The following is a 14,156-nucleotide window of genomic DNA, read 5'->3' as shown; positions in this document are numbered from 1 at the left end:
CCGTCACTGCCCGGCTTGCGGCAGCTGGTCCGCGGCGATCTCGCAGGGCGTCTTCCCATCGGTGGGCGGCTCCGGCTCGCCGGCCGTGGGTGCGCCGATTGGTGGCGACGGTGCGCCGACCGGTGCGTCGCCGGTTGGTGGCGGTGCGTCAGCGGGCCTCGGTGCGTCGACGGGCACCGGAGCGCCGACCGACACGGGTGCGTCGAGCGGCTGAGCCGCCGCGCCGGTCGTGCCGCCTTCGGTGTCCTCGACGTCTTCGGTGTGTTCGGTGTCCGCCGGCTCGTCGTCGTCCGTGTCGGCGGGCGTGAAGGGGTCCTCGTCGAAGGCGTCGTCCTCGTCGAAGGGATCGGCGGCCCCCGACTCGTCGCCCGAGCCGAGCAGCCCACCGACGGCGTCGACGATCCTGCTGGCCAACCCGAGCAGGCCCGCACCACCGCCGCCGAGCCCGCCGCCGCCGAGTCCGCCGCCGCCGAGCCCACCGCCCAGATCGCCCGCCGACATGCCGGCGGCGTCACCGAGCGCGGTTCCCCAATTCGGTTGCGATGCGGCGGGAACGGGAGCCGGCGCGAGTGTGGTCGCGATCGGCGCGGGATCCTGCGGCGGGCTCTGGGTCATGGCCGCGGGGTTGACCGCTACCGGCGGGGTGCTGGGCGAGGCCGCCCGCAGCGGTTGGTAGCCGGGCCCGAGCTCACCGGGGGCTTCGAAGCGTGCGGTCGGCGCGGCGGCCATCCGGTCGGTGACCATGTCGTAGGAGGTCCTCACGCCGTCGCGGGTCGACCGCATGGTCGTGAGCCAGTCGTTGCGGATCTCGTTGTCCACGTAGGGCAGTACCTGCTCGCGTATCACCTCCTCGGCGGCGTGCCGGTCCCCCACACCCGTCGTGACCGTTGCTGCGGCGGCCAGCCACGCCGGCCGCTGCGCCTGGGTGCGGTCGTCGACGGCGATGGCAGTCGCGACCTTCGAGTCGACCAGATACCACAGGTTGTCGCGCAGGGATTCGCACCGTTGCGCCGCCGCGCGCAGTTCGGTTGCCACTGCACCTGCGGCGTCGCAGTGGCGTTCCAGAAACCGCGCCGCGGCTTCCGCGGCCGGCCCGGTCCATGCGGCGGCCAGCTCGGCCGCCTGAGCGCGCTGCATCCGCAGCGCTTCGGTGATCGCCTCGCCGGCCGCCCGCAGCTCCGCGCAGTCACGGTCGAGGGCACGCAGGTCGAGGCCGTCTTCGGTGTCGTACCAATCGCGGGCCTGCGCGGGGTGCGCCGTCAGGTCGGGATGTTGGTAGCCCACGGCATGGCAGGCCTGCACGTAGCTCTGGGTGTGCTCGACCGCGGGCAGACCCTCGGCGAGGCGACCGGCGACATCCCACCGCTCGGCCACCGTCAGGCGATCCGTTCCGCGGCATACATTTCGGCGTCGGCGTAGCGGTCGGCGCTGGCCCGCAGGGTGGCGGCGATCTCGGTGGACGCGCGCGACCACTGCACCACTTCGGCGGTCAGGCGCCCCAACTCGACGCGCAGCGCGTCGCCGCGCGCGGTGTGCGCCCGACCGGCGGCGGCCCCACCGAAGGCGAGCCTGCCGAGCTGATCACTGAGGGCGCGGTCGATGAGGTCGGCGGCCGCACGGAACTGGTCGGCGATTTGATGCGTCGCCGCGACGTCGATCTCGGTGCGGGCCACGGTGACCGGGCGTATTCCCCTGTCGAATCTCATGCCTAATCCGACGCCCGGGGAGGCGCCCGGGTTCCGCGGAGATTCAGCGCGCGGAGCTGACCGCCTCGGCGACCCGATTCGCCACGCGCTGGGCGACGTCCGCGTCGGGCGCCTCCACCATGACCCGGATGAGGGGCTCGGTTCCGGAGGGGCGCAACAGGATTCGGCCGGTGTCGCCGAGTTCGGCCTCGGCGTCGCCGACGGCGGTGCGCACGGCGGGCGCGGCGGCGGCGGTGTCCTTGTCGGCGACCCGGACGTTGATCAGCACCTGCGGCAGCGTCTGCATCGGCGCGGCGAGCTCGGTCAGCGACGAGCCGGTTTGCGCCATGCGGTTCATCAGCCGCAGACCGGTGACGATGCCGTCGCCGGTGGAACCCAGCGCGGGCATCACGATGTGGCCGGACTGCTCGCCGCCCAGGCTGTAGTCGCCGGCCCGCAGTTCCTCGAGGACGTAGCGGTCGCCCACGCCGGTGGTGCGCACGGTGATCCCTTCGGCGCGCATGGCCAGGTGCAGCCCGAGGTTGCTCATCACGGTGGCCACCAGGGTGTCGGAGGCCAGCTCGCCGGTCTCGCGCATCGCCAGGGCGAGCACGACCATGATGGCGTCGCCGTCGACGAGTTCGCCGTTGGCGTCGATGGCCAGGCAGCGGTCGGCGTCGCCGTCGTGGGCCAGGCCGAGGTCGGCCCGGTGCGCGATGACCGCCGTGCGCAGCGAATCAAGATGGGTGGAGCCGCAGTTGTCGTTGATGTTCAGGCCGTTGGGCTCGGCGTTGATCGCGATGACCCGCGCACCGGCCGCGCGGTAGGCACGCGGCGCCACCGACGAGGCCGCGCCGTGCGCGCAGTCGACCACCACGGTCAGGCCGTCGAGCCGCAGCGTGCTGGCCTTGCTCAGGTGGCGCAGGTAGCGGTCGGCGGAGTCCTCGGCGTCGATGACGCGGCCGATTCCGGCGCCGACCGGGCGCAGCGCGGATTCGGCGGTGACGAGCGCCTCGATCCGGTCCTCGGTGTCGTCGTCCAGCTTGCGGCCGCCGGGGCCGAAGATCTTGATGCCGTTGTCGGGCATCGGGTTGTGCGACGCCGAGATCATCACCCCGAAGTCGGCGTCGTACGCGCCGGTCAGGTAGGCCACCGCGGGCGTGGGGAGCACCCCGACCCGCAGCGCGTCGACGCCCTGGCTGGTCAACCCGGCGATCACCGCGGCCTCCAGCATCTCGCCGCTGGCGCGGGGGTCGCGCCCGATCACGGCGACGCGCCGGCCCGGGCCGCCCGCGCTGGCCAGGTGCCGCGCGGCGGCGGCGCCCAGCTCGAGCGCCAACTCGGCGGTCAACTCCCGGTTGGCGACCCCACGGACACCGTCGGTGCCGAATAGTCGACCCATGCGGACAAACCTCTCACAATTGACGGTTCAGCACTAACGTGCCCGTTCTTTTCTGACCGAAACGGGGCACGTTTGGGCGCAGACACGCCGATGGATGCGCGGCACGCCCCAGTTTGAGGCCCCGTTGCGGCCAGAAAGTGATGGTTGATCAGCGCTTGCTGTACTGAGGCGCCTTGCGGGCCTTCTTCAGCCCGTACTTCTTGCGCTCGGTGGCGCGCGGGTCACGGGTGAGGAAGCCCGCCTTCTTCAGCGCCGGCCGGTCCTCGGGCTGCGCCACGATCAGCGCCCGGGCGATGCCCAGGCGCAGGGCGCCGGCCTGTCCCGACGGCCCGCCGCCGTGCAGCAGGGCGAAGATGTCGAAGTTGTCCACCCGGTCGACCGTCACCAGCGGGGCCTTGATGAGCTGCTGGTGCACCTTGTTGGGGAAGTAGTCCTCGAGGCTGCGGCCGTTGAGGTCGAACTTGCCGGTGCCGGGCACCAGGCGCACCCGCACCACGGCCTCCTTGCGGCGGCCGACGGTCTGGATGGGCCGGTCGAAGACGAAGGCCTCGGCGGCCGCGGGGGCGGGCGCCTCGGCGGGGACGTCCGGGGTTTCCGGGGCTTCCGGGGTGGCCGTGGTTTCCAGGGCCTCGGTCGTTTCGGTCACTGGGCCACCTGCTTGATCTCGTACGGAACCGGCTTTTGAGCGGCGTGCGGGTGCTCCGGGCCGGCGTAGACGTGGAGTTTGCGCTGGATCTGACGGCTGAGCTTGTTCTTGGGCAGCATGCCGACGATCGCCTTCTCGACGACGCGGTCGGGGTGCTTTTCCATCAGCTCGCCGGTCGTGCGCGAGTGCAGGCCGCCGGGATACCCCGAGTGGCGGTAAGCCAGCTTGCTCTGCAGTTTGTCGCCGGACAGGGCGACCTTGTCGGCGTTGATGACGATGACGAAGTCACCGCCGTCGACATTGGGGGCGAACGTCGGCTTGTGCTTGCCGCGCAGCAGGGTGGCTGCCGCGACGGCAAGGCGGCCAAGCACCACGTCCGTGGCGTCGATGACGTACCACGACCGCGTGGTGTCACCCGCCTTTGGCGCGTAGGTGGGCACAGCGCTTACCTTTTCTTTCTCGAGGTGGATCCCGGGTCGAGCCGGGTGCCGGTCAGGCGTTCGCGGTGGGGTTCATCTCGGCGACCGACATTGACCCGAGGCCCCGGCGTACCGCACGCCAACCGAGCAGCTTACCGACGGACGTCCCCGCAGGTCAAAACGACTGTGTGGTCCCGACGGCTCTCCCCCGCCGGGACCACACAGACGACCATGGTGCTGCGGCTACCGTCCCCAGACGCCGGCCGCCCGCCGATCGGCGTTCTCCACCTCTTGCGCGCCGTCGCGCACCGCATTTCCGAGATCGACCAGGATCTCGTTGAGGGCGGTCGCCGCCTGGTGCCACTTCTGTTGCTCGACCTGGTAGGCGGCCGCCGCCTCGCGGGTCCAGAGCTGCTGCAACGGGACGATCTGCGACCTCAGTTCGTCCAGCGCCGCATTGAAACGGACCGACGTGGTGTGGATCTCCTGGCGCACCGAATACTCGATTTCGCCGAAGTTATAGGAAAGTGCCGATTCCACCGATGAGTCCTCTCGATCACAGGTTTCCGCCGGCGGCGGCGATGTGGGTCGCATGGTCGTGGCCGGCCTCCTGCAGGGTGGCCGCGTTGTGCCGGATCGTCTCGCCGATCGCGTGCAGGACGTGGTAGAGCCGCAACGACTCGGCGTTCCAGCGATCCACCACGTCCCTGAACCGTGCGGCGGCGACCCCGCCCCACACCGACGGCGGCACTTCGCTCATGCGGCCGATGAACGCCTGCAGCATGGCCCGGATCTCCTCGTTGCGGGCATCCGTGGTACCCGCGACCGACCGCATCAGGTCGAAGTCGGTGCTCAGTGTGTTCGGTGTCGCCATACTGAATTCGACCGTGTCGGCGTGCGTTTGGTTCCACCGTTTTCGGGCTTCATCCGATCGCGTGGGCCGACCGCACCGCCTGCTCACACACCGCACGGACCGCCTCTTCCTTCCCGGGCCGGCTCTGGCATCCGAGCCCGATCCGCACCGGCCCGTCCAGCAACACCGTCCACCGCACGTCATGGCCGGCGCGGACTTCGCGGTACGTCACCGCCGGCCTGCCGACGCTGGTGCCGGAGGCATTGAAGTCGACGAACGATCCGTCGGGCTCCGCCTCAATCGCGCGTTTCAACCGCTCGGCGGTGCCACTCAAGGTCTCGCCGGTGACCGGCGACTGCGTGACGTGCAGCGCCACTTCGGGATCCGAAGGCGATGTGACCTGTACTCGCGCCGACCCCGGCCCGACGATCACCCGTTGCGCGGGCCAATCCGCGGGCACCGTCACCGCCACCCGGCCTTCCACCAGGAATGTGGTGGGCGCGGCCTCCGCCGGCGGCGGGGTTGACGCGCGGTGCCGGCCGACCGTGGTCGCGGCCGGGGCCGACACGGCGAGCACAACGGCGGCCGCGCCGAGGCCGCGGAGCATCTGTGCACGGGACCGGACACGATCACCCCATCCGGGTGCCACGGTCGGCTCGTGGCGATCGGACGCCACCGATCGGGCCAGCCGGACCAGCCGGTTGTCGTCGATGTGCAGCGCCGTCTGCCCGTTGGACCGCACGGCGCCGGCGATCGACGCGGCAAGGGCCGGCGCTTCGCGGACCGACCCCGGTGCGTCGATGAGCACGACGGCCGCGGGCATGCCCGCGACGGCGGACACCACCTCGCCGGCCACGGAACGCGGTGGGGGCCGACGCGGTATCGCGATGAGTTCGGCACCGCCGACCACCACCATCCCGTCGGTGATCTCCACCACGATCGTCGGTTCGCCGTCGGCCTGGGCAGCCTGCCTGAGCAACCACGACCGCGGCCGTACGAGCACGTCGTCGGACACGGCGGCCGCAGCCGAACTCAGCGTTCCGATGCGCGACGACGACCACCAGGACGGATGCACGACGACCATGCCATCGGCACGCGTACAGACCGCCGACCGCAGCGCATCACTCCACAGCGAAACGACGGCAACCGGCTGCTCGCCCACCAGCGTCACCCGATCGTCGACCGCGCCGAGCGCCGCCGCGATGAGCTGCGAGGGCCCGTCATCGGCGGCGGCGCTTGTCCCGCAACATAATCGGCGAATCGTGCCGGGCCCGGCTTCGATCACGGCGCGATGCGCGTTCACGGCGCGCTCCAGGCCACCTGGACGAGCAGTTCGTCACCCCCGCGGGTGAGCAGGACACCGCGGCCGGGCGGGAGCCGCGCGGGGCGACGGGCGCCGAATGGCGCCTCCGTACAAGGGAATCCGTTCATCGTCAGCGTCATGCAGCCGACGTCACGCAATCCGGCCAGCAGCGGCTCGAACAACGCGCGCTCCGCGCCGCCGCTGCGCCGGGCGACGACCAGATGCAACCCGAGATCCGCTGCGTAAGGCAGGTATTCGACGATGGGCGTCAGCGGGTTGCCGCCCGGGCCGGCGACCAGGTCGTAATCGTCGACGACGAGGTAGAGGTCCGGCCCGAACCACCATGACCCGGCTCGCAGCTGCTCCTGGGTCGCGTCGGCCGCGGGCATTCGCCGCCGTAAGAGGTCGAGCAGATCTGGCAGCAGTCCAGCGAGCGCGCCCGGCGACACGGCATAGCCACCGAGGTGCCCCGACTCGACGACACCGAGCAGCGAGCGCCGAAAGTCGACGATCACGAGGTGGGCTTCCTCGGGGGTCTTGGTACGCACGATCTCGCGGCACAGGGCCCGCAACGTCGCGGTCTTCCCGCACTCCTGGTCTCCCAGCACCAACAGATGAGGCTGTCGGTCGAACTCGAGCGTCACCGGCTGCAGTCGGCGCTCGTCGATGCCCAGCACGATAGAGTCACCCGCCCGCCCCACCACGGTGTCAAGCTCCACCAGCTGCGGCAACAACGGGATGGGCGGTGCAACAAGGTCACTCGGACCGATCTCAGCCAGGGGTAAGGCGATCATCATGTGTGAACCGTCGCCGCAAAGACCACGCCCGGGCCTGTCCTGGGGAACGTGTCGGGCCGCCTTCCGGTTCAGTTCGGAATCCGCGGGATCGCCCAACCTCAGCTCGATGCGCGTGCCGATCTGGTCCCGCAGCGCCGGCCTGATGTCGGCCCACCGCGAAGCCGACAGGACGACGTGCACGCCGAACGAAAGTCCTTGAGTCGCAATGGCGGTGACCGATGCCTCCAGATCGCCGAATTCCTCACGCAAGCTCGCCCAGCCGTCGATGATGAGGAACACGTCGCCGAACCGGTCGGCGTCCCACGCCTTGTGCTGCGCCCGTAGCTGACGGTATTCCGCGATGGAGCCGATCCCGTGGTCGCCGAAAATGGTTTCCCGTGACCGGATGACCGACTCGCATTCGGCAACGATGCGCGTGACGAGCCGCGGTTCGGCCCGGCAGGCGACCGCACCGACGTGCGGAATCGTCCGTGTCGAAGCCAACGTTCCGCCGCCGAAGTCCAGGCAGTAGAACTGCACCTGCCGCGCGTCGTGAGTGGCCGCCAACGCGGTCACCAGCGTGCGCAGCGCCGTCGACTTACCCGTTTGGGGCGCCCCGACGAGCGCCACATTCCCCGCGGCTCCGCGCAAGTCGGCTATCAGCGGCGTCCGGCGTTGCTCGAACGGCCGGTCGACGATGCCGAGGGGAACCGTCAGCGCGGCCGGCGCGGGCACCTCGTCGCGAAGCAGCGCGTGCAGGGCGGGCGCCGGGCCCAGCGGTGGCAGCCAGACCCGGTGCGCGGGTGGTCCGTACCCGGCCAGCCGGTCCAGGATCGCCTGCAAGACCGAACGCTCCGACGACGCGCCGGCCTCGACGGCGCGAATGGTCTCGCCGACTTTCTCGGTGCCGAACCTCTGTACGCACGGCGCCGTCATGGTCCGGGAGGCGGGCGCGCAGGACTGCGCCGGTCCCGAAACGTACGCGGCGGAGAAGCGAATGAGTTCACCGGCGCTCGTACGCAGGTAGCCCCCGCCGGGCTCGTTCGGCAGTTCGTACGCGTCGAGTGTTCCCAGCACGGCGCGTGATTCGGCGGCCGACAGTGTTTTCAGGCAGATCCGGTAGGACAGGTGGGCGTCCAGTCCGCGCAGCCGGCCCTCGTCGAGCCGCTGGCTGGCCAGTAACAGATGCATGCCCAGCGACCGGCCGAGCCGCCCGAGAGCCACGAACATGTCGGCGAAATCCGGGTGGTGGCTGAGCAGCTCGGAGAATTCGTCAACGATGATGAACAACGTGGGCAGCGCCACCGATGCCGCGCCCGCGCGCCGCTTGATTTCGTACGCCGCGGCGCTGACACAGCCCGAGGCGCGCAGCAGCTGCTGCCGGCGATTCATTTCACCGGCCAGGGCGTCGCGCATCCGGGCCACCAGCGGCGCGTCGTCCGCGAGGTTCGTGATGACCGCCGCCACGTGCGGAGCCCGCGCGTAATCGAGAAACGTTGCGCCGCCTTTGAAGTCGATGAGCAACAGGTTGAGCGCCTCGGGAGAGTTGCGCAGCATCATGCCCAGCGCGATCGTTCGCAGTAGCTCCGATTTGCCCGATCCGGTGGCGCCGACGCAGAGCCCGTGCGGACCCATGCCGTGTTCGGCGGCCTCCTTGATATCCAGCGTCAGCCGCGCGCCGTCAGCGCTGGTTCCGATCGGGACGCACAACCGGTCACGGTGGTCTTGGTTGCGCCACAACACAACCGGATCGAAGCGATCCACGCCGTCGATTCCCACCAGGCCCGGCCAGCCTCCACCGTCGCCGCCGTGGAGACCCGCGCCGCCCCGGTACGCCGCCAGCCGCCGGGCGCATACCAGCGCGTCCAGGGGCTCCATCCGGTCGGGGCGCGAAAGCCGACGAGTTTCGCCCAACGCGCTGACCGTCACTGGTGCGCCGTCGCGGCCGCGGCCGACTTCGACGATGGTCGCGCCCGCGAACCCGTCGACGTCCTCGTCCAGGTCGGCGACCACCACCGCGTGCGCCGGCCGCGCACCGGCGAGCGCGTCTCGCGCCTCCCCCGCAGTGCGGTACACCATGCGCAACGGCCCCGCCGCATCGGCGTCGGTCGGATGGTGGTTGTGCGGCAACCATTTCAACCATTCCCAGTGCCGACGGTTCCGGTCGCTGGTCGCGGCGACGATCAGCAGCTGATCGGGAGGGTGAAAGAGGGCGAGTTGGCAGATCATCGCGCGCAGCGTTCCGCGTGCGGCGGTCGCATCACCGTCGACGCGGACCCGCGGACTTTGGCGCAAGCCGATGGCGATGGGCGCGGCGACCGTCGAATGGATTCGCATGAAGCGGTGCACGGCGGCGACGGTGACCGGATCGGCAGGCTCGCTCGTCGGCGGGGCAACTAACGGCGTGGCGAGCGGCTGGGCCCCGGTGCCGACTCGGACGAGGCAGAAGTCGGGGTCGGCGGCTCGTCGCTCCCACATTCGGGGGCCGCCGATCAACGTCCACAGTGTGCCGGGCTCGGGGTGACTCCACATCAGCGAGAACCGCTGCGCGGCGGCCGTTTCGACGACGGTGTCGCGCAGCCGGCTGAGGTATTCGAGGTAACGAAGGCGATCGGCCTCGATGTCACCGTGCCCGCGGCGGACACGCCCGGACAGCACGGTCACCAGAGACGAGGCCAACATCATGATCGGAAAGGCCACCAAGGCGGGGGCGCGTGCGCCGCCCTGCCCCGAGCGCAATGCCGCCGCCATGACGCCGATCCCGGCTATCGCCAGCGCGAACGGCAGCAGCCGGGGCAGCAGTCCGGGCGCTGCCGGCGCCGGCGGGTCGGGCGGTGCATCGATGACGACGTCCTCGGTTGGCACCGTCGGTGGTGGCCGCCGCGGCACCGGCACGAAAGCCTGGGTCATCTCGTCCCCTTCCGTTCGGCGAACGGTAGGCAGCACCGAAGCCGAGGACAAGTCACCTGTGGACACCCGCACACCCGCCGACCGAAAGCTGGCTATGTTCGCGGCAATCCGACCGAAGGGATCACTCTTGCCTGCAACCGATCCGGGGCTGCGCCGGGTGTCAATCCACTCCGGCACCGCCGTCGCGGATCTGTCCCTGCCGGCCGGGATTCCCGTCACCGTGCTGACCCCGTCCATCGTGGACATCCTGCAGCCGGGCGACGCCGGTGACGGTCTGACCGCCGAGCACTACCGCCTGTCACTGCCCGGCTCCGCCGCGCTGGACCCGTCGAAGACGCTGGCGCAAAGCGGAATCCCGGACGGCACCGTACTGCTTCTGAGTCGTGCCTCGGCCCCGCCACCCGCCGCGCGTCACCACGACGTCGCGGAGGCGGCGGCGGAGACGCTGGCGGCGGCTTCGGCTCCGGGCCCCGGGCGCCGACCGGTGGCCCGGCTCGCCGGCGCGATCGCCGCTATCTGCGTGACCGCCATCGGCGGGCTGGCGATAGCCCGGAACGCGGTCAGCACCAATGCAACCCATGAGGAACGCGCCACGTTGGGCGCGGTCATGGTTGCGGGCCTGGTCGCCCTGCTGTCCGCCGCGGTTGCGCACCGGGCCTACCGGGATGTGGGCGCCGGGGTGGCGCTCAGCGTCATCGCGACCGCGTTCGCCGGGGTCGCCGGTTTCCTGGCGGTCCCCGGCGCCCCGGGAGTCTGCCACGTATTGCTGGCCGCAACGGCGGCGGCCGCCACCTGCGTTTTGGCGGCGCGGTGGTCCGGCTGCGGCGCGGTCACATTGACAGCCGTGTCATGCGTCGCGGCGGTCGTCGCCGGCGCCGCACTGGCGGGCGCGATCACTGCCGCCCCGCCGCGGGCCATCGGTGCGGCGGCGGCGCTGGTGTCGCTGGGCTTGCTCGGGACGGCGGCGCGGGCATCGATCGTCCTGGCGGGGTTGTCACCCCGGCTGGCGGCCGGCTCGGACACGGACGAGACCGAAGCCGCCGTGGCCGGGCAAACCCTCCGCGCCGATGCCTGGCTGTCGAGCCTGCTTGCCGGGTTTTCGTCGGCGGCGGCCGTCGGCGCGATCGTCACCGTCTTGGCCGGCGCACCGCGCTTGTCGTGCATGGCGTTCGGCGGCGTCACCGGCACCCTGTTACTGCTGCGTGCACGGTCCACCGACGGCCGACGGATGATGGCCTTTTCGATCACCGGAATCGCAGTGGTGGGAACAACTTTCGGCGTTGCCGCCTTCCGGGCCGCCGGGCACGGGCCATGGGTGGCCGCGGCGACGGCAACGCTGGCGGCGGCGGCGATCTACCTCGGCTTCGCCGCTCCGACGTTGTCGCTTTCACCGTTTGCACGCCGTAGCGTCGAGGCGCTGGAGTGGCTGGCGCTGGTCACGGTCGTCCCACTGACCTTCTGGATCTGTGGACTGTATGGTGCGGCGCGGGGAATGAATCTCACGTGAGGGCCTCGCGCGCCGCCCGCCTGCTGTCGGTGCCGGCGCTGGTGGCCGCCTCACTGGCCGGAACGGCTCCGGCGCAGGCGGTTTCACCGCCGCGGGTCGACGACAAGTGGTTGCCGAAGCCCGCACGGCCCGCGCCGCCGTCGCCCACCGTGCAACGCGAGGTGTGCGCGACGATGGCCACGGCAACGGCGCCCGGTCGACCGACCGAACTCCCCGACATGGCGCGGGTCTGGCAGCTCTCCCGCGGCGCCGGGCAGCGGGTCGCGGTCATCGACACCGGTGTTTCGCCGCATCGACTGCTACCCGAGGTGGTGCCCGGCGGGGATTACGTGTCCAGCGGCGACGGCACCCAGGACTGCGACGCCCACGGCACCCTGGTGGCCGCGATCATCGGTGCGTCAAAGGATTCGGCGGCAGCCGGCTTCAGCGGAATGGCGCCCGAAGCCACCCTGATCAGCATCCGGCAGTCCAGCGGGAAGTTCTCCCCCACCAACGATCGGTCGCGCGGCGGCGTGGGCGACGTCGACACCATGGCGAAAGCCGTCCGCACTGCCGCCGACCTCGGCGCGTCGGTGATCAACATCTCCGCGGTCGCGTGCGTTCCGGTCGCGTCGGCGCTCGATGACCGTGCTCTGGGCGCCGCACTGGCCTACGCCGTGGACGTCAAGAATGCCGTCGTCGTGGCCGCAGCTGGGAACACCGGCGGGGCCGGGCAATGCCCACCACAGCGCCCGGACGCCGGCTGGGAGAACGTCACCGTCGCGGTGAGCCCGGCGTGGTACGACGACTACGTGCTGACCGTCGGTTCGGTGAACGCCGAGGGGTCCCCGTCGGCATTCACCCTGGCCGGCCCCTGGGTGGACGTCGCCGCCCCCGGCGAGGCGGTGACGCCACTCGGCTCGGCACCGGTGTCCGGCACCAGTTATGCCGCGCCGGTGGTCAGTGGGCTGGCCGCGCTGATCCGATCCCGGTTCCCGGCGATGACCGCGCGGCAGGTGATGCAGCGCATCGAGTCGACGTCCCATCACCCGCCCGAGGGTTGGGATCCGCTCGTCGGCAACGGCACCGTCGACCCGCTGACGGCGGTCAGCAGCGATGCCACTCCGCCGGCGTCCGCGTCGCCACCGGTGCCCGCGCCGATCGCGGCGCGGCCGCCTGCCCCAGCACCGAACGCCCACGCGCGGACCACCGCGTTGCGCGGCGCGGCCATCTGCCTCGCCGGCCTGGTGATGGCGCTGGCCGCGGGTGTCGCCGTGAGCCGACTACGGGGTCCCCGGGACGGAATCCCGGGGGATTGACGCCTTCGCGCGGCTCAGCTCGGGTCCCGCCGGCAGCACCCCCAGGACCGACCACGGCGCCGGGTTCGGCGCGGGCAGCCCGAGGTCGTGCGCGGCGTCTTCGTCGTGGATCGCGAACCGCACCCCGGCGTCGGTGACCAGGTAGCGCGAGCCGACTCGCACGTAGACGCTCCGCCCGGGGGGCACGTACACGGCGTCCAGCGCGGGGCCGTGGCCGTCCGCCTGTGACAGGGTCAACGGCGCCTGACCAGCCGGCAACGGCAGCCGGCTGCCGGCGAGAAGGGCGGGGCCGGATTGGCCGGGTGACGCGGCCGGCCACGAGACGCAGAAGGTGCTGCCGTCGTCCGGCAGTGTCGGCGCCCGGCCGGGGAAACCTGCCACCGGCAGCGATTGGACGATCGGGGCGGCGCGGATGGCGTCGGGTGTCACCGTGACGGCACGGACGGCGCCCTGGGAGTTGCTGAAGCGCAGGAGATCGGCCGCCACCTCTCCGATGCGCTGGACCCCGGCGGCCAGCACGGCGTAATACTCGTCACCACCGGCGCGTGCGATGCGCATCACACTGCCCACCCCGAACCCGGGCACCGCGGCCGACCTCTCGCCGGCGCCGCGAATTCGCGGCGACCTGATCGGCGGCGCCTCGGGTATGGCGTTCAGCAACGACGGCGAGACGGGTCGCGGTGCGCGCCCTTCGAGGCGGAGCGCGCGCACCACCGCAGGGTCGGCGACATCGACAAGGGCACGCTGGCCGTCGTAGAGCAGGTAGGCCGGCGAACCCGAGGTGGGCGCGACCAGCGCGGCCTGACCCGGACCGAGGCGACGGGCCGTCGCCTCTTCGGTTTCGGTCCGGCCGACGACGACCGTCGTTGCGCCGGCGCCGTCCGTATCGCAGATCGTCCACGCCGATTCGTCCGCCCTCAACGGCTCGCCAATGAGCTGCGGCGCGCCCGGGATGCCCAGCAGCGGACCCCGTTTGGCGCGGGCCAGATCGGCTTCGGGCACCGGGCGGGGGTTGGCCGCCGTCGCCGCGATCAATCGCGCCGACGCCAGGTTCAGCACCGGGTGCCAGGTATCCCCCACGCGCACGTAGAGCGCCCCGGATTCCCGCCCCATCACCAGCTGGGTGCCATCCAACGCGACCCGGGGTCGTAGCAGCGCAACCAGCGCGGCTCCCGCCACGGCGACCGCCGTCAGTAGGCACCCGACCGTCAGCGCCGCCGTTTGCGCACGCGAGCCGACGCTGAGGGTGTGGACGTTGCCGCCCAGCAACGCGCACTCGAGGCGACGTAGCAGGAATCGGTACCCGCTGACGTGCAGCCACATGGCCGGCTGACGCGGCACTGGTCCCCCCACCCTG

General features: G+C 71.4%; 12 protein-coding genes. 2 read left to right on the top strand and 10 right to left on the bottom strand.

Annotated features, from left to right (window positions below; all coding sequences use genetic code 11):
- Positions 1–3: 3 nt before the first annotated feature.
- The 9 genes from G6N37_RS24610 to eccCa form a co-directional block, all read right to left on the bottom strand.
- Entirely contained in the window at positions 4–1,374 is a 1,371-nt protein-coding gene (locus tag G6N37_RS24610; protein WP_163683987.1) for a hypothetical protein, read from the bottom strand.
- 2 nt (positions 1,375–1,376) lie between these two features.
- Positions 1,377–1,706: a type VII secretion target gene (locus tag G6N37_RS24605; protein ID WP_163683985.1), complete on the bottom strand. Its 330-nt coding sequence runs from the start codon at positions 1,704–1,706 to the stop codon at positions 1,377–1,379.
- Positions 1,707–1,749: 43 nt separating this feature from the next.
- A complete protein-coding gene (gene glmM / locus G6N37_RS24600; protein ID WP_163683983.1) occupies positions 1,750–3,087 on the bottom strand; it encodes a phosphoglucosamine mutase in 1,338 nt (445 codons plus the stop codon).
- 148 nt (positions 3,088–3,235) lie between these two features.
- Positions 3,236–3,733, bottom strand: coding sequence for a 30S ribosomal protein S9 (gene rpsI, locus G6N37_RS24595; protein ID WP_163683981.1), 498 nt, complete (start codon positions 3,731–3,733; stop codon positions 3,236–3,238).
- The gene (gene rplM, locus G6N37_RS24590) at positions 3,730–4,173 is read right to left on the bottom strand and encodes a 50S ribosomal protein L13 (RefSeq protein WP_007172542.1); all 444 of its coding nucleotides are present in this window, start codon (positions 4,171–4,173) and stop codon (positions 3,730–3,732) included. The genes rpsI and rplM overlap by 4 nt, the downstream gene beginning before the upstream one ends.
- Before the next feature lie 222 nt (positions 4,174–4,395).
- Positions 4,396–4,692, bottom strand: a complete 297-nt coding sequence (locus tag G6N37_RS24585) for a WXG100 family type VII secretion target (protein WP_232075179.1) — start codon at positions 4,690–4,692, stop codon at positions 4,396–4,398.
- Positions 4,693–4,708: 16 nt separating this feature from the next.
- The gene (locus G6N37_RS24580; protein ID WP_163683977.1) at positions 4,709–5,026 is read right to left on the bottom strand and encodes a WXG100 family type VII secretion target; all 318 of its coding nucleotides are present in this window, start codon (positions 5,024–5,026) and stop codon (positions 4,709–4,711) included.
- Between the two features lie 49 nt (positions 5,027–5,075).
- Positions 5,076–6,308, bottom strand: coding sequence for a type VII secretion-associated protein (locus G6N37_RS24575; protein ID WP_163683975.1), 1,233 nt, complete (start codon positions 6,306–6,308; stop codon positions 5,076–5,078).
- The gene (eccCa, locus tag G6N37_RS24570) at positions 6,305–9,994 is read right to left on the bottom strand and encodes a type VII secretion protein EccCa (RefSeq protein ID WP_163683973.1); all 3,690 of its coding nucleotides are present in this window, start codon (positions 9,992–9,994) and stop codon (positions 6,305–6,307) included. Before eccCa ends, G6N37_RS24575 begins: the two co-directional genes overlap by 4 nt.
- A gap of 94 nt (positions 9,995–10,088) precedes the next feature.
- Here eccCa and eccD point away from each other — a divergent pair, with 94 nt between their 5' ends.
- The gene (gene eccD / locus G6N37_RS24565) at positions 10,089–11,501 is read left to right on the top strand and encodes a type VII secretion integral membrane protein EccD (RefSeq protein WP_163683971.1); all 1,413 of its coding nucleotides are present in this window, start codon (positions 10,089–10,091) and stop codon (positions 11,499–11,501) included.
- A complete protein-coding gene (mycP, locus tag G6N37_RS24560; RefSeq protein ID WP_163683969.1) occupies positions 11,498–12,799 on the top strand; it encodes a type VII secretion-associated serine protease mycosin in 1,302 nt (433 codons plus the stop codon). Before eccD ends, mycP begins: the two co-directional genes overlap by 4 nt.
- Here the strand turns inward: mycP and eccB are convergent.
- Positions 12,764–14,140: a type VII secretion protein EccB gene (gene eccB / locus G6N37_RS24555; RefSeq protein ID WP_269475734.1), complete on the bottom strand. Its 1,377-nt coding sequence runs from the start codon at positions 14,138–14,140 to the stop codon at positions 12,764–12,766. The two genes, mycP and eccB, sit on opposite strands and share 36 nt — an antisense overlap.
- Positions 14,141–14,156 lie beyond the last annotated feature (16 nt).

The organism is Mycobacterium seoulense, assembly GCF_010731595.1.
In the GTDB taxonomy this organism is placed as follows: domain Bacteria; phylum Actinomycetota; class Actinomycetes; order Mycobacteriales; family Mycobacteriaceae; genus Mycobacterium; species Mycobacterium seoulense.
This window is presented reverse-complemented; position numbering and strand designations above follow the sequence as displayed.